This is a genomic window from Pseudomonas brassicacearum subsp. brassicacearum, from assembly GCF_008801605.1.
GTDB lineage: Bacteria > Pseudomonadota > Gammaproteobacteria > Pseudomonadales > Pseudomonadaceae > Aquipseudomonas > Aquipseudomonas brassicacearum.
Window position 1 is genome coordinate 15,594 of the sequence record NZ_VZPJ01000006.1, and the last position, 14,263, is coordinate 29,856.

Here is a 14,263-nt window from a genome sequence, read left to right on the forward strand (position 1 = left end):
CAAGACCAACCCAAACCCCTGTGGGAGCGAGCTTGCTCGCGATTGCGGACTGACCTTCAATATCTATATTGGCTGACCCACCGCGATCGCGAGCAAGCTCGCTCCCACATGGGGTTCCTATCTCAAGTCAGGAAAGCAGTATGAACAGCCTTCCCATCATCGACATCAGCCCACTCTACGGCGATGACCCCGGCGCCTGGCAAACCGTCGCCAAGCAGATCGACCGCGCCTGCCGTCAATGGGGCTTTTTCTACATCAAGGGTCATCCCATCAGCCCGGCGCGCATCGCCGAGGTGCTGGACAGCGCCCACTGCTTCTTCGCCCTGCCCGTCGAAGAAAAACTCAAGATCGACATCACCCAGACCCGCCATCACCGCGGCTATGGCGCCGTCGCCACCGAACAATTGGACCCGACCAAGCCCAGCGACCTGAAAGAAACCTTCGACATGGGCCTGCACTTGCCGGCCGATCACCCCGACGTGCTGGCGGAAAAACCCCTGCGTGGCCCCAACCGCCACCCGGACCTGATTGGCTGGGAAAGCTTGATGGAGCAGCATTACCGAGACATGCAAGCGCTTGCGCAAACCCTGCTGCGGGCCATGACCCTTGCCCTGGGTATCGAACGGGACTTTTTCGACACGCGCTTCAACGAGCCGGTCAGCGTACTGCGCCTGATCCACTACCCGCCCCGCGACACCGCCAGTAGCGCCGAGCAGCAAGGTGCTGGCGCCCATACCGATTATGGTTGCATCACCCTGCTCTATCAGGACGCCGCCGGCGGCCTGCAAGTGCGCAACGTCGACGGCCAGTGGGTCGACGCGCCGCCCATCGACGGCACCTTCGTGGTCAACCTCGGTGACATGATGGCGCGCTGGAGCAACGACCGTTACCTGTCCACGCCGCATCGGGTGATCAGCCCGCTGGGAGTGGACCGGTACTCGATGCCGTTCTTTGCCGAGCCGCACCCCGACACGCTGATCCAATGCCTGCCCGGTTGCCAGGATGACGCCCACCCGCCAAAGTACCCAACGACTACCTGCGCCGAATTCCTGCTGTCGCGCTTCGCCGACACCTATGCTTACCGGCGTGAGTCGCTCGCCGTGTAGTGGATCAGCCGGTCAGGTTTTACCCGACAAGGCGGCCAGCGCCTGTAGAATGCCCGCCATCGATTCGCTGATGAGAAAAGACCATGTACGACTGGCTGAACGCCCTGCCCAAGGCTGAACTGCACCTGCACCTGGAAGGCTCGCTGGAGCCCGAGCTGCTGTTCGCCCTGGCCGAACGCAACAAAATTGCCCTGCCGTGGAGCGACGTCGACACCCTGCGCAAGGCCTATGCCTTCAACAACCTGCAGGAATTCCTCGACCTGTATTACCAGGGCGCCGATGTGCTGCGCACCTCCCAGGATTTCTACGACCTGACCTGGGCCTACCTGTTGCGTTGCAAGGCGCAGAACGTGATCCATACCGAACCGTTCTTCGACCCGCAGACCCACACCGACCGTGGCATCCCGTTCGAAGTGGTACTCAACGGCATCGCCGCCGCCCTCAAGGACGGTGAGCAGCAACTGGGCATCACCAGCGGCCTGATCCTGAGTTTCCTGCGCCACCTGAGCGAAGAACAAGCCGAGAAAACCCTCGACCAGGCGCTGCCGTTCCGCGAGGCCTTCGTGGCCGTGGGCCTGGACAGTTCGGAAATGGGCCATCCACCGAGCAAGTTCCAGCGCGTATTCGACCGTGCGCGCAACGAAGGCTTCCTGACCGTCGCCCACGCCGGTGAAGAAGGCCCGCCCGAGTACATCTGGGAAGCCCTGGACCTGCTGAAGATCCAGCGCATCGACCATGGTGTGCGAGCCATTGAAGATGAGCGCCTGATGCAGCGGATCATCGACGAGCAGATTCCGTTGACCGTGTGCCCGTTGTCCAACACCAAGCTGTGCGTGTTCGACGACATGTCGCAGCACAACATCCTCGACATGCTCGAGCGCGGCGTGAAAGTGACGGTGAACTCCGATGACCCGGCGTACTTCGGCGGCTACGTCACCGAGAACTTCCACGCGCTGTATACCCATCTGGGCATGACCCAGGACCAGGCCAAGCGCCTGGCCCAGAACAGCCTGGATGCGCGCCTGGTAAAACCTTAAGCCTCACCGAAATCCCTGTGGGAGCGAGCTTGCTCGCGAAGGCGGAGTGTCAGTCAACATCGATGTTGAATGTCGGACCGCTATCGCGAGCAAGCTCGCTCCCACAAGGGAGATGGTGTTAATCGGTGACGGTCGCTTCGCTCAACTCCTCCAACGTCTTGCCCCGCGTCTCCATCCCGAACAACCAGACCACCCCTGCCGCCACGGCGAAGCACAGCGCGCCCAGGGCGAACACGCCACCCTGGCCGGTGATGGGGAATACCAGCCCGGTTACCAGCGGGCCGAGCAACGAACCGACGCGTCCCACCGCCGAAGCAAAGCCCGAGCCCGTAGCCCGGGCCGAGGTGGGGTACAGCTCCGGCGTGTAGGTGTAGAGCACCGCCCACATGCCGAACAGGAAAAACTGCATCAGCAACCCGGTGCCGATCAACAGGCCGACGTTGCCGCCAAACACCGCGCTCTGCCCATACAGAAATGCCATCGCCCCGCCACCCAGCAGCGTGATGACGCACACCGGTTTACGCCCCCAGCGCTCCACCAGCCAGGCCGCCATCAAGAAGCCGGGAATCCCGCCCAGGGAAATCAGCACGGTGTAATACACCGACTGGGTCACCGCGAACCCCGACTGCTGCAACAACGCGCTGAGCCAGGAGGTCAGGCCGTAGAAACCGAGCAAGGCAAAGAACCAGACGCTCCAGATCATCATCGTGCGCTGGCGATACAGCGGTGACCAGATCTGCGCCAAGGCGGAAAAGAAACTGCCCGGCGTACTCTCAACCCTTGGCAAACGGATCGGCTCCGGCAGGTTCTGATGCCCCAGCGAGGTCCGGACCTTGTCTTCGATTCGCTTGAGCACCGCGTCCGCTTCGTCACCCCGACCGGCCTGTTCCAGCCAGCGCGGTGACTCGGGAATGAAGAAACGAATCGCCAGGACAAACACTGCCGGCACCGCCAGCACCAAAAAGATGTCGCGCCAGCCGACCACCGGCAGCAGGAAATACGACAGCCCCCCCGCCGCCACGAAACCCAGCGGCCAGAAGCCGTCCATCAAGGCGATGTAGCGGCCCCGACGTTTGGCCGGGATCAGTTCCGAAAGCATCGACTGGGCAATCGGAAACTCCATGCCCATGCCGATGCCCAGCAGGATGCGAAACAGCGTCAAGGTCTCGATGTCCTGGGCCGTGGAGCACAAGTAACTGGCAATGCCCCACAACACGATGCTCCACTGGAACACCGGCTTGCGCCCGAAACGATCGGCCAGCATGCCCGACAGCGACGCCCCCACCACCATGCCGAAGAAACTCGAGCTGGCGAGCAAACCGGCCTGGGCGGTGCTCAGGCCAAACTCGGCTTTGATCGACCCCAACAGGAACGTCATCATCGCCAGGTCCATGGAGTCAAAGAAAAACGCCAGGGCGATGATGATGAAGATGACCCGGTGGTAACCGCTGATGGGTAACCGTTCCAATCGTTCCGCCGCGCTGTAGCCGTGAGTGTCCATGCTGCCTCCCCCAATCCGATAATTCCCCGGACCGAGTGTGCGCGAACCTTGCAGGTGGCTATTGCTGAATACGACCTGCCGACAGCCCAGAGCGACGCGCCAGGAGCGTTTCCTAGATTGCCATCTCCACCGCGTCCTGCCGGGCGAACCGGTGGATTTCCTGCTGGCCGAGCATCGTCACCTGCAGGGCTCGCGAATCGTTGGGCAAGCTCAGCCAACCCGACTGCATGAACAGTTGCAGCAGGGCCGCCCCCAGCGCGCCCCCCAGGTGTGGACGACGCTCGCTCCAGTCCGGGCAGGCACAGGCAATGCGGGCGTTGCGATGGGCCAGGGCCTGGATGAACAGGCCACGTTCGGCCAACTGATTGGCGCCTTTGTGGGTGACGATCACCCGCGGCTCGAACTGCTCGATCCACCCGGCGTCCAGCAGGCGCTGATACAGGTCCGCCGCCAGGGTGCCCCCCAGGTGATCGTCGCAAAGCCTGGCCCGCATCAACGACGCGGGAGCCGACGGCGCTTTGGTCGGCATGACTCGGCGCTTGAAGATGTCCGGGATCTGCCGCGGCGTACTGACCAGCGTCGCGCTGGCCAGCGCTTCGACGGCAGCACCGATTTCAGGTGCTGCCAGGCGGAAAAACCGCTTGCGGCCCCGGGCTTCGACTTTCAACAGGCCTCCGGCGGACAGGCGTCCCAGATGCGCGTTGGCCGAGGACGGCGACAACCCGGCGAGCAACGCCAACTCCTCGGCCTGGCGGGCCGTGCCGTCCATCAAGGCCCACATCATTGCGCTGCGCTTGGGGTCAGCCAGCAGCGCGGCGATCTGGCTGATGCAAGGTGCATGTTCCATGTATTCACTCCCTGTTGAATCATTCGTCTACTGCTCTGGCGCAGGCGGTCGCTAGTATAAGCGGGGCGGTCGAGCTTTCCTGTCCTCCGGAAACCTTTGGAGGCGATTGTTCCTGAGGGAAAATTCTCTATTTGCCCGCGACTAATGGCCGGCCCCCGTCGAGAGTGGAAAACGAGCCGTCAACTCACCGCAGCGGGCCTGGAGCATGTCCCGCAAAAGGTTGATGGGTTTGCTCAATTGCATCCGATGGGCACACAGCAGATTGAGGGGCGCGCGTTCGCATTGCAGGTGCGGCAAGAGAATTTTCAAGCGCCCGGCCAGCACGTCGGTGGACACATCCAGCCACGATTTGTAGGCAATCCCGGCACCTGCCACCACCCAGCGTCGCACCACATCGGCGTCGTCACTGAAACGGTCGCCGCTGACGGTAAGGCTCACTTCCCGTTTACCGTCATGAAAACCCCATCGGTCATGGACCCGACTGCCAAGCATGTACAACAGGCAGTTGTGCTGGGCCAGTTGTTCCAACTGCTGGGGTTCACCCTGGCGAGCCAGATAGTCTGGCGATGCGCACAACACCCGGCGGTTATCCGCGGCAATGGGCAGGGCGACCAGGCTCGAATCTTCCGGCTCGCCATAACGCAAGGCGATGTCCACCGGCTGCTTGAACAGATCGGCCATGCGATCGCCCAGCAACAGCCGCACCGTCAGCCCGGGGTGCTCGCGCTGGAACGCATCCAGCCAGGGCAGCAGCAGGTTGCGTCCCAGGTCCGACGGCGCGGACAACTGCAACACCCCACTGACCTGATCCTGGCCGCTGGTCAACAACCGTCGGCCTTCGTCAAGGCTGCTCAATGCGGCACGGGCATATTCGAGAAAGCCCTCGCCTTCGGCTGTCAGGCGCAAGCTACGGGTGGAACGGGCCAACAGCCGCGCGCCGAGGTGCAGCTCGATCCGTTTCAACGCGGCACTGGCCACCGCCGCCGACAGGTCCATGCCCCTGGCCGCAGCCGAAAGACTGCCCAGGTCCGCCGCCCGGACAAACAACTGCAAGTCATCGAAGCGAAGCATGGCGACTCCATTATCAAAGAATTATTGAAAGAGCCTGTTCTTTTAGCCGGTTTTATCTCGACGATAAATAGCTAACCATGGCCGTCATCGAACTCACTTCACGGAGCCGCTTCATGAAAGCCATCGCCTACTACCACTCGTTGCCCATCACCGACCCGCAATCGCTCCAGGACATCGAGCTACCGGAACCGGTCGCCGGCCCCAGGGACCTGCTGGTGGAGGTCAAGGCCATCTCGGTCAACCCGGTGGACACCAAGGTCCGCCAGAACGTCCAGCCTGAAGACGGCGTAGCCAAGGTGCTGGGCTGGGACGTGGCCGGCGTGGTCAAGGCAGTGGGCAGCGAGGTCACGCTATTCAAGGCCGGGGACAAGGTGTTTTATGCCGGCTCCATTGCCCGGGCCGGCGGTAACAGCGAGCTGCACGTGGTGGATGAGCGCATCGTCGGCCACATGCCCAAGACCCTCGGTTTCGCCGAAGCGGCGGCGCTGCCGCTGACGGCCATTACCGCCTGGGAATTGTTGTTCGAGCGCCTGCAAATCCAGGAAGGCCAAAGCGACCTGGGCCAGAGCCTGTTGATCGTCGGCGCTGCGGGCGGCGTGGGTTCGATCCTGACGCAACTGGCCAGCCAGCTCACCGGGCTGAAGGTGATTGGCACCGCGTCCCGTGCGCAGACCCAGGACTGGGTGCGCAACCTGGGAGCCGACCAGGTGATCGACCACAGCCAGCCATTGAGCGAAGTGTTGAAAGAAGCAGGCCAGCCCCAAGTGACTCACGTCGCCAGCCTGACCCAGACCGACCAGCATCTGGACCAGTTGGTCGAAGCGCTCGCGCCCCAAGGCAAACTGGCGCTGATCGACGATCCCAAGGCGCTGGACGTGACCAAGCTCAAGCGCAAGAGCCTGTCGTTGCATTGGGAATTCATGTACACCCGCTCGCTGTTCGAGACGGCCGACATGCTTGAACAGCACAAACTGCTCAACCGCGTGGCCGCCCTGATCGACGCCGGCACCCTGAAGACCACGGTTGGCGAGCATTTCGGCACCATCAATGCCGAGAACCTGCGCCGGGCGCATGCTTTGCTGGAAAGCGGCAAGTCCAAGGGCAAGATTGTGCTCGAGGGTTTCTGACAGCACTGGGCAGTCGCCCTGCAAACAATCCTGTGGGAGCGAGCTTGCTCGCGATGGGGCCAGTTCAGGCAACATTGATGTCGGCGGGTCTACTGCTATCGCGAGCAAGCTCGCTCCCACAGGTGTTGCATCAATCTGGAACTGCACCGTCAGTCCGAGAATTGATCCTTGTCACAATTGCGATCGCATTCGGGTCTACACTCGAGGCCTTTGCAACGCAATCTTTTCGTGAGGAGGTCAGCAATGAAGATCCTGATAAAAGAAGTGGCAAAATCCCAATGGCAAGTGCGCCTTGACCAGCACGTCGTCACCTTCCGTACCGAGGCCGAAGCCCAGACCTTCGCCAACACCCTGCAAGCGCGGATCCTCGCGCCCCATCATTTCCCCGAACAACAGCAGCGCGCGGCCGGCTGAGTCAACCCTCGCGACTGGCCTGGGCCAGCGCCCGGGCATTTTGCAGGCGACGGGTCAGCATCGCTGCGCTCACCACCAACAGCCCGCAAAGGCTGATGACCAGCGCCATTGGCACGGCGGTGCCGTCATGCAGCGCCGCCACCAACGAGGCTGCCCCGGCGGCCACGGAAAACTGCAGGCATCCCAGCATCGCCGAAGCACTGCCGGCCCGGGCACCCTGCCCATTCATGGCGCAAGCCGAGGCGTTGGGAAGGATGCACCCCAGGCTGGCGATGCAGACAAACAGCGGAACCAACAGCGGCCACAACTGCGCAGGTTGCAATGAACTGACGGCCAGCAGGCTCAGCCCAGCGCCCAGGTAGACCCATACCGCGCGGCTCAGCAGGAACGCCGGGCCGCGCTTGGACAGCAGCCGGGCGTTGACCTGGGCAACCAGGATGAAGCCCGCCGCGTTGGTGCCGAACAGCCAACCGAAATGTTCGGCCGGTACCCCGTAGAGCTTGATGAAGACAAAAGGCGAACCGGCGATGTAGGCAAACATCCCAGCGATAGCGATGCCCCCCGTCAGCGCATGGCCGAGGAAGACAGCGTCGGTCAACAACCGGCCATATTGGCGCAACGCCCCCGACAACGGTTGCCGAGGCACATAGTCCGGCAAGCTTTCCGGCAGCCACAAGGCCACAGCCGTTGACGCCAATGCACTGAACACGGTCAGGGCAATGAAGATCGATTGCCAGCCATGCAGGTTCACCAGCAACCCGCCCAGCATCGGCGCGAGAATCGGCGCCAGGCCCATCACCAGCATCAACTGTGAAAACACCTTGGCCGAACCCACCGCGTCGCATTTGTCGCTGACCACCGCCCGCGAGATCACCATCCCGGCGCATCCACCCAGGGCCTGGACGAAGCGGGCGCCGATCAGCCATTCGAGGTTCGGCGCGTAGGCGCAGGCCAGGGACGCCAACGTGAACAAACCGACGCCGGTCAGCAATGGAATGCGCCGTCCGAAGCGATCCGCCACCGGCCCATAGGCCAGTTGCCCGATGGACAAGCCGAGGAAATAGGCCGCCAGGGTCAGCTGGATGTGTTTTTCGTCGGTGCCGAAGGCCGTGGCCATCGCCGGAAAGGCAGGCAGGTAGAAGTCGATCGCCAAGGGACCGAAAGCGCTCAAGGCGCCAAGAATCAGAATCGTACGGAGGTTCATCGGGCGTCCAGCTCAGGCGTCGTTCGACAGCCCGACAGTCTAGCCGTGCCGGACGCTCTTGAACATTCCGGTAGGTCGCTAACGATTAAAAAACTTCAAGCAGGGCTGGCCTCATAGCCCTCCTCCTTGATGGCCGCGAGCACGGCATCGGCCGGCAACGAACTCTGGACCTGGACAGTCTTGGCACCCAGGTCGACTTGCACGTCCGCCGCCGGGTCCTTGGCCTGGACAGCCTGGGTGATGGCCTTGACGCAGTGACCGCAGGACATGCCCTGTACATTGAAAGTTTGCATGAGATGACTCCTTGGGATTGAGGTTGCCAGCAGTCTCAAGCTTGCCATCATGGCAAGGTCAAGTTCTGACGAAAACTGCCGGGCTGGCAATCGGCATCGCGCTCAGCCAAGCTGCACACATCAAGGATTTAACACCGGAGGTTCAGCCATGCGCTGGTCAGCGTTCAGCCTGTTTTGCATGCTCGGTATTTCAGCGGTGGCGCCCCAGGCATCGGCCGCCGGCGAAGACTACGGCGTGTTGATCATTTCTCGCGAGCGCCTGGAAGTGGCGACCAGTTGCGAAATCGGCATCTACATCCAGGATCAGCTCTCGGCCAGGCTGTTCCAGGAGCAAAGCACCTCGTTCAACCTGCCGCCGGGCCAGTTTTCCTTGCGCCTGAAGTTGCTGCCAGGCCAGGCACCGGGGTGCAACCCGGGCATGCTCGCGCCAGGGTCGCAGAACATCACGCTCAGGGCTGGTGACATTCTGAAGTTCCGCATCGCCATGAATGAACAAGGCATGTACCTCAAGCAGGCCGGGCTCGGTTACTGACACACCTCTTGCCCCTGTGGGCAAGCTTTGTGGGAGCAAAGCTTGCTCGCGATCCAGGCGCCGCGGTCATTCAGAAAGCTGCGGTGCTTTCATCGCGGGCAAGCCTTGCTCCCACAGAGCCAGATCCCATATTAGGAGTCGACATCGCTTTTTGGATTGGCGCTTGACCTTGCCAACATGGCAAGGTTGATCCTGTAGTCATTCACTACAGGGAGCCTGACCGATGTCTGAATCCACCACGTTCGATCTACCGATTGCCGGCATGACCTGCGCCAGCTGCGCCGGGCGGGTTGAGCGGGCCTTGAGCAAAGTCACCGGCACCCGCGCCGTCAGTGTGAACCTGGCGACTGAACTGGCGCGCGTGCAGGCCCCCGAAGGCAGCCTGCCGGCCTTGATGCAGGCCGTCGAACAGGCCGGCTATAGCGTCCCCGTGCAAACCCTGGAGCTGAACATTGAAGGGATGACCTGCGCCTCCTGTGTCGGCCGGGTCGAACGCGCCCTGGGCAAGGTCGACGGTGTGAACAGCGTCAGCGTCAACCTTGCCAATGAGCGGGCCCACCTCGAACTGCTCGGCCAGGTGGATCCGCAATCCCTGATCGATGCGGTCAAGCGCGCCGGCTACGACGCCACAGTCTGGCAGACCGAACAACCCACTGACACGCAGGCCAACCGTCTGAACCGTGAACGCCTGATATTGGTGCTGGCGATTGCGCTGTCCGTGCCGCTGGTGCTGCCGATGCTGCTGCAGCCGTTCGGCGTGCACTGGATGCTCCCGGCCTGGGTGCAGTTCGCCCTGGCCACGCCGGTGCAATTCATCTTCGGTGCGCGGTTCTACGTCGCCGCCTTCAAGGCCGTGCGTGCCGGTGCCGGGAACATGGACCTGCTGGTGGCCCTGGGCACCAGCGCCGGCTACGGCTTGAGCCTTTATGAATGGGTGATCGCCCGCCCTGGCGGCATGCCGCACCTGTATTTCGAAGCCTCGGCCGTAGTGATTGCCCTGGTACTGCTCGGCAAATACCTGGAAAGCCGCGCCAAGCGACAAACCGCCAGCGCCATCCGCGCCCTCGAAGCCTTGCGCCCGGAACGGGCGATCCAGGTGATCGATGGCCAGGAGCGGGACGTCGCCATCAGCGCCTTGCGCTTGAATGACCTGGTGCTGGTCAAGCCCGGCGAACGCTTCCCGGTGGATGGCGAAGTACTGGAAGGCCAGAGCCATGCCGACGAAGCGCTGATCAGCGGCGAAAGCCTGCCGGTGCCCAAGCAGCCCGGCGACAAAGTCACTGGCGGCGCCATCAACGGCGAAGGCCGGCTGCTGGTACGCACGCTGGCCCTGGGTACCGAAACCGTCCTGGCGCGCATCATCCGCCTGGTAGAAGACGCCCAGGCCGCCAAGGCCCCGATCCAGAAACTGGTGGATAAAGTCAGCCAGGTCTTCGTACCGGTGGTGCTGGTGCTGGCCCTGGCGACGTTGATCGGCTGGTGGTTGTACGGCGCGCCGTTGGAAACCGCGCTGATCAACGCCGTCGCCGTGCTGGTGATTGCCTGTCCCTGCGCCCTGGGCCTGGCGACGCCCACGGCGATCATGGCCGGCACCGGCGTGGCCGCGCGCCATGGGATTCTGATCAAGGACGCCGAGGCCCTGGAGCGCGCCCATGAAGTCGACACCGTGGTGTTCGACAAGACTGGCACCCTGACCTCCGGCACGCCGCGTATCGCCCACTTGACGGCTCTGGAGGGAGATGAAGACGCGCTGCTGAAAATGGCCGGCGCCCTGCAACGCGGCAGTGAGCACCCTCTTGCCAAAGCCGTGTTGGACACCTGCGCCGAGCGCGGCCTGGACGTGGCGGATGTCAGCGACAGCCAGTCCCTGGCTGGACGCGGTATCGCCGGCAGCCTCGACGGGCGCCGCCTGGCCCTGGGCAATCGACGCCTGCTGGACGAACTGGGCCTGGAGCCCGGTTCGCTGGCCGAGTCGGCACTGGCTTGGGAAACCGAAGGCCGCACGTTGTCCTGGCTGATCGAACAAGGCGCGACGCCTCGGGTGCTGGGCCTGTTCGCCTTCGGTGACACGCTCAAGCCCGGCGCCCTCGCCGCCGTACAGGCCTTGAATGAACAGCACATCGCCAGCCACTTACTCACCGGCGACAACCAAGGCAGCGCCCGAGTGGTGGCCCAGGCGCTGGGGATCTCCAATGTCCATGCCGAGGTATTGCCAGCGGATAAATCCGCCATCGTCCAACAGTTGAAGCGCCATTCGGTGGTGGCGATGGTGGGCGACGGCATCAACGACGCCCCCGCCCTGGCCGCCGCCGATATCGGCATTGCCATGGGCGGCGGCACCGACGTGGCGATGCATGCCGCGGGCATCACCCTCATGCGCGGCGATCCGCGACTGGTGCCGGCGGCACTGGACATCAGCCGCAAGACCTACGCCAAGATCCGCCAGAACCTGTTCTGGGCGTTCGTCTATAACTTGATCGGCATCCCCCTGGCGGCGTTCGGTTTTCTCAACCCGGTGCTGGCCGGCGCGGCCATGGCACTATCGAGCGTCAGCGTGGTGAGCAATGCGTTACTGTTGAAGTTCTGGACACCCAAGCAGCTGGAGGACAAGCGATGAACATCGGCCAAGCGGCCCGCCAGAGCGGCCTGAGCGCGAAGATGATCCGCTATTACGAGTCCATCGGCCTGCTCAAGGCCGCCCATCGTACTGACAGCGGCTACCGGATCTACGGCGCCGATGACCTGCATACCCTGGCCTTTATCAAGCGCTCCCGCGACTTGGGGTTTTCCCTGGAAGAGGTCGGCAAACTGCTGACCCTCTGGCAAGACCGCCAACGCGCCAGCGCCGACGTCAAGGCCCTGGCCCGCCAGCACATCGAAGAACTGAACCAGAAAATCCGCGAACTGGCCGAGCTTCGCGACACCCTCCAGGATCTGGTGGAACACTGCCACGGCGACCACCGCCCGGACTGCCCGATCCTCAAGGAACTGGCGTCGGGGTGTTGCCAGCCGAAGTAAAACTGTGGGAGCGAGCCTGCTCGCGATGACGGCCGTACATTCAGCATCGATGCAAGCTGACCCACCGCTATCGCGAGCAGGCTCGCTCCCACAAGGGGTCAGCGATGGATATGGGATTTTGGAGTGCCCACAAAAAACCCGGCCTTGGCCGGGTTTCTGTTCAACCGATCATTGCATCCATGGCGGTGGTGGTTCTTCGGTCTTGCCGGGCGGGGCATCGTCGGCGGCGCGTACGGCCTGGCGGCGCTCCTCGTCCAGGCGCGCGGCTTCGATCTCGCGCATGATCCCGCCGACATCCGCCAGTTCTTCCGGCTCGTCGAACTCGCCGGTCAGCACGCTGGCCGGGTGCAAGGTGCCGGCTTCATACAGCGCCCACATTTCCTTCGCGTACTTGGTGCGCTTGAGCTCCGGAGCGAACCGGCCGAAGTAGGACGCCATGTTGCCCACGTCCCGCTCCAGCATGCTGAAGGCATGGTTGTTACCCGCAGCATCCACGGCCTGCGGCAGGTCGATGATCACCGGCCCGGTTGGCGTGAGCAGGACGTTGAACTCCGACAGGTCGCCGTGCACCAGACCGGTACACAGCATCAGCACGATCTGGGAAATCAGATAGGCGTGATATTCACGGGCCTGGTCCGGCTCCAGCACCACGTCGTTCAGACGCGGCGCTGCATCGCCATACTCGTCGGCCACCAGTTCCATCAGCAGCACGCCTTCAAGGAAGTCGTACGGCTTGGGCACGCGCACACCCGCGCCAGCCAAGCGGAACAACGCCGCCACTTCGGCATTCTGCCAGGCGTCCTCGGTTTCCTTGCGCCCGAACTTCGAGCCCTTGGCCATGGCCCGGGCCTGACGGCTGTTGCGGACCTTGCGGCCTTCCTGATATTCGGCCGCCTGACGAAAACTTCGCTTGTTCGCCTCCTTGTAGACCTTCGCGCAACGTAGCTCGTTACCGCAGCGCACCACATAAACAGCTGCTTCTTTACCACTCATGAGTGGGCGCAGCACCTCGTCGACCAGACCGTCCTCGATCAGGGGTTCAATGCGTTTTGGAGTCTTCATCAGCTTTTATTGTGGGTCCTTTATTACCAAACACGCGAATGACAGTCGTTATACGGCAATCCTTCCTCTACGGGGAGGGGTTGCCGACCTATGAACCTGTGATGCACACAATGTGCCGGATCAATCGACCGAGCCGAATCATAGCCGAGACCGAACCTGGCATTGGTAACTGAATGCCCGGGCATTTGCGACAAGAGCTGACAGTCATGTCTACCGTCGGCTGTAGGAGAGTGCGACGACTCAATGCTTGAACAGTTCCCCCGGCGTAAACCCGAACATCCCCTTGAACGCCGCAATGAACGCGGACGTTGAATCATATCCGCAGGACAACGCAGCGCTGGTGACGCTGTCGCCCTGCTCCAGCGAGCCCAGGGACGACAACAAGCGCATGCGCTGGCGCCAGGCGCGAAAGCTCAGGCCGGTCTCGCGCTGGAACAGGCGCATCAGGGTTTTTTCCGACGTGCCCAGGCGCTCAGCCCAGGCGTGCAAGGTAACGCTCTGCTCAGGCTGTTCGATCAACTCGTTACACAGCCCCAGCAGACGGGCATGTTGCGGCAGCGGCAGGGAGAATCCCACCTCCGGCAAAGTCGCCAACTGGTCCAGCAACACCTGCACCAACCGTTGCTCCTGAGTGTCGCCTTGCGGGTAATCGACCGGAAGTTGACAGAACACCTTGATCAACTCGCGGGCCAGTGGCGTGACTTCCAGCACCCGACAGCGTTCATCGGCCCAGGGGCAGGCGTGACGATGCACATACAAGCTGCGCATTTCCGCTCGGGTGGAGGTCACCACATGGTGTTCCAGATCGGCCGGGATCCAGATGCCCCGTTGTGGCGGGGCAAAGAAGCTACCCGCTGCGGTGTGTACGCCGAGAACGCCGCTGATGGCGTAGGAAAACTGCACCCAGTCATGACGATGGGCTTGCGTCCAGGAACCGGCGCTCAAACTTTCGACACGGGCGTACAGCGGCCTCGGCAATTGCGCCAGGTCGGGGATGCGGCGTTCGAGCTGTTGGTGTCCGTTAGGCGGCATTGATTGGCCTTATGTCGCA

The 14,263-nt window shown here is 62.8% G+C and carries 14 protein-coding genes; 7 read left to right on the forward strand and 7 right to left on the reverse strand.

The window, feature by feature from the left end; genetic code table 11:
• Positions 1-140 precede the first annotated feature (140 nt).
• Both F7R20_RS15295 and F7R20_RS15300 read left to right on the forward strand, forming a co-directional pair.
• Positions 141-1,106, forward strand: coding sequence for a 2-oxoglutarate and iron-dependent oxygenase domain-containing protein (locus F7R20_RS15295; protein WP_003197488.1), 966 nt, complete (start codon positions 141-143; stop codon positions 1,104-1,106).
• An 83-nt stretch (positions 1,107-1,189) separates the two neighbouring features.
• On the forward strand, positions 1,190-2,143 hold the full coding sequence (locus F7R20_RS15300) for an adenosine deaminase (protein WP_003197486.1): 954 nt from the start codon (positions 1,190-1,192) through the stop codon (positions 2,141-2,143).
• A gap of 118 nt (positions 2,144-2,261) precedes the next feature.
• On the opposite strand, the gene F7R20_RS15305 is transcribed toward F7R20_RS15300, so the two are convergent.
• The 3 genes from F7R20_RS15305 to F7R20_RS15315 all read right to left on the reverse strand — a co-directional run bounded on the left by F7R20_RS15305 (position 2,262) and on the right by F7R20_RS15315 (position 5,562).
• The gene (locus tag F7R20_RS15305; protein WP_003197484.1) at positions 2,262-3,644 is read right to left on the reverse strand and encodes an MFS transporter; all 1,383 of its coding nucleotides are present in this window, start codon (positions 3,642-3,644) and stop codon (positions 2,262-2,264) included.
• A gap of 112 nt (positions 3,645-3,756) precedes the next feature.
• A complete protein-coding gene (locus tag F7R20_RS15310) occupies positions 3,757-4,491 on the reverse strand; it encodes an ArsR/SmtB family transcription factor (protein ID WP_003197481.1) in 735 nt (244 codons plus the stop codon).
• A 141-nt stretch (positions 4,492-4,632) separates the two neighbouring features.
• The gene (locus F7R20_RS15315; protein ID WP_003197480.1) at positions 4,633-5,562 is read right to left on the reverse strand and encodes a LysR family transcriptional regulator; all 930 of its coding nucleotides are present in this window, start codon (positions 5,560-5,562) and stop codon (positions 4,633-4,635) included.
• 113 nt (positions 5,563-5,675) lie between these two features.
• Here F7R20_RS15315 and F7R20_RS15320 point away from each other — a divergent pair, with 113 nt between their 5' ends.
• Together F7R20_RS15320 and F7R20_RS31650 are read left to right on the forward strand one after the other, a co-directional pair.
• Positions 5,676-6,689 (forward strand): zinc-binding alcohol dehydrogenase family protein, encoded by a 1,014-nt coding sequence (locus tag F7R20_RS15320; RefSeq protein ID WP_003197477.1) that lies wholly within the window; start codon positions 5,676-5,678, stop codon positions 6,687-6,689.
• 243 nt (positions 6,690-6,932) lie between these two features.
• Complete coding sequence (locus F7R20_RS31650; RefSeq protein WP_003197476.1) at positions 6,933-7,103, forward strand: hypothetical protein; 171 nt, start codon at positions 6,933-6,935, stop codon at positions 7,101-7,103.
• 1 nt (position 7,104) lies between these two features.
• Here the strand turns inward: F7R20_RS31650 and F7R20_RS15325 are convergent, their stop codons facing one another.
• On the reverse strand, positions 7,105-8,307 hold the full coding sequence (locus tag F7R20_RS15325) for a multidrug effflux MFS transporter (protein WP_003197474.1): 1,203 nt from the start codon (positions 8,305-8,307) through the stop codon (positions 7,105-7,107).
• A 95-nt stretch (positions 8,308-8,402) separates the two neighbouring features.
• A complete protein-coding gene (locus F7R20_RS15330; RefSeq protein ID WP_003197472.1) occupies positions 8,403-8,600 on the reverse strand; it encodes a heavy-metal-associated domain-containing protein in 198 nt (65 codons plus the stop codon).
• A gap of 148 nt (positions 8,601-8,748) precedes the next feature.
• Between F7R20_RS15330 and F7R20_RS15335 the strand changes: the two genes are divergently transcribed.
• From F7R20_RS15335 to cueR, 3 genes are all read left to right on the forward strand, one after another.
• A complete protein-coding gene (locus tag F7R20_RS15335) occupies positions 8,749-9,132 on the forward strand; it encodes a hypothetical protein (RefSeq protein ID WP_003197470.1) in 384 nt (127 codons plus the stop codon).
• 223 nt (positions 9,133-9,355) lie between these two features.
• Positions 9,356-11,749 (forward strand): heavy metal translocating P-type ATPase, encoded by a 2,394-nt coding sequence (locus F7R20_RS15340; protein WP_003197468.1) that lies wholly within the window; start codon positions 9,356-9,358, stop codon positions 11,747-11,749.
• Positions 11,746-12,150, forward strand: a complete 405-nt coding sequence (gene cueR / locus F7R20_RS15345) for a Cu(I)-responsive transcriptional regulator (RefSeq protein WP_003197466.1) — start codon at positions 11,746-11,748, stop codon at positions 12,148-12,150. Before F7R20_RS15340 ends, cueR begins: the two co-directional genes overlap by 4 nt.
• A gap of 168 nt (positions 12,151-12,318) precedes the next feature.
• Here the strand turns inward: cueR and F7R20_RS15350 are convergent, their stop codons facing one another.
• Both F7R20_RS15350 and F7R20_RS15355 read right to left on the reverse strand, forming a co-directional pair.
• Positions 12,319-13,212, reverse strand: coding sequence for a PA4780 family RIO1-like protein kinase (locus F7R20_RS15350; protein WP_003197464.1), 894 nt, complete (start codon positions 13,210-13,212; stop codon positions 12,319-12,321).
• A gap of 240 nt (positions 13,213-13,452) precedes the next feature.
• Positions 13,453-14,244: an AraC family transcriptional regulator gene (locus F7R20_RS15355; RefSeq protein ID WP_003197462.1), complete on the reverse strand. Its 792-nt coding sequence runs from the start codon at positions 14,242-14,244 to the stop codon at positions 13,453-13,455.
• Positions 14,245-14,263: the final 19 nt, after the last annotated feature.

Bases quoted from the DNA above. Each gene is read 5' to 3' on its own strand.
- F7R20_RS15295 (WP_003197488.1), top strand. From the start codon at position 141: ATGAACAGCCTTCCCATCATCGACATCAGCCCACTCTACGGCGATGAC.
- F7R20_RS15300 (WP_003197486.1), top strand. From the start codon at position 1,190: ATGTACGACTGGCTGAACGCCCTGCCCAAGGCTGAACTGCACCTGCAC.
- F7R20_RS15305 (WP_003197484.1), bottom strand. From the start codon at position 3,644: ATGGACACTCACGGCTACAGCGCGGCGGAACGATTGGAACGGTTACCC.
- F7R20_RS15310 (WP_003197481.1), bottom strand. From the start codon at position 4,491: ATGGAACATGCACCTTGCATCAGCCAGATCGCCGCGCTGCTGGCTGAC.
- F7R20_RS15315 (WP_003197480.1), bottom strand. From the start codon at position 5,562: ATGCTTCGCTTCGATGACTTGCAGTTGTTTGTCCGGGCGGCGGACCTG.
- F7R20_RS15320 (WP_003197477.1), top strand. From the start codon at position 5,676: ATGAAAGCCATCGCCTACTACCACTCGTTGCCCATCACCGACCCGCAA.
- F7R20_RS31650 (WP_003197476.1), top strand. From the start codon at position 6,933: ATGAAGATCCTGATAAAAGAAGTGGCAAAATCCCAATGGCAAGTGCGC.
- F7R20_RS15325 (WP_003197474.1), bottom strand. From the start codon at position 8,307: ATGAACCTCCGTACGATTCTGATTCTTGGCGCCTTGAGCGCTTTCGGT.
- F7R20_RS15330 (WP_003197472.1), bottom strand. From the start codon at position 8,600: ATGCAAACTTTCAATGTACAGGGCATGTCCTGCGGTCACTGCGTCAAG.
- F7R20_RS15335 (WP_003197470.1), top strand. From the start codon at position 8,749: ATGCGCTGGTCAGCGTTCAGCCTGTTTTGCATGCTCGGTATTTCAGCG.
- F7R20_RS15340 (WP_003197468.1), top strand. From the start codon at position 9,356: ATGTCTGAATCCACCACGTTCGATCTACCGATTGCCGGCATGACCTGC.
- cueR (WP_003197466.1), top strand. From the start codon at position 11,746: ATGAACATCGGCCAAGCGGCCCGCCAGAGCGGCCTGAGCGCGAAGATG.
- F7R20_RS15350 (WP_003197464.1), bottom strand. From the start codon at position 13,212: ATGAAGACTCCAAAACGCATTGAACCCCTGATCGAGGACGGTCTGGTC.
- F7R20_RS15355 (WP_003197462.1), bottom strand. From the start codon at position 14,244: ATGCCGCCTAACGGACACCAACAGCTCGAACGCCGCATCCCCGACCTG.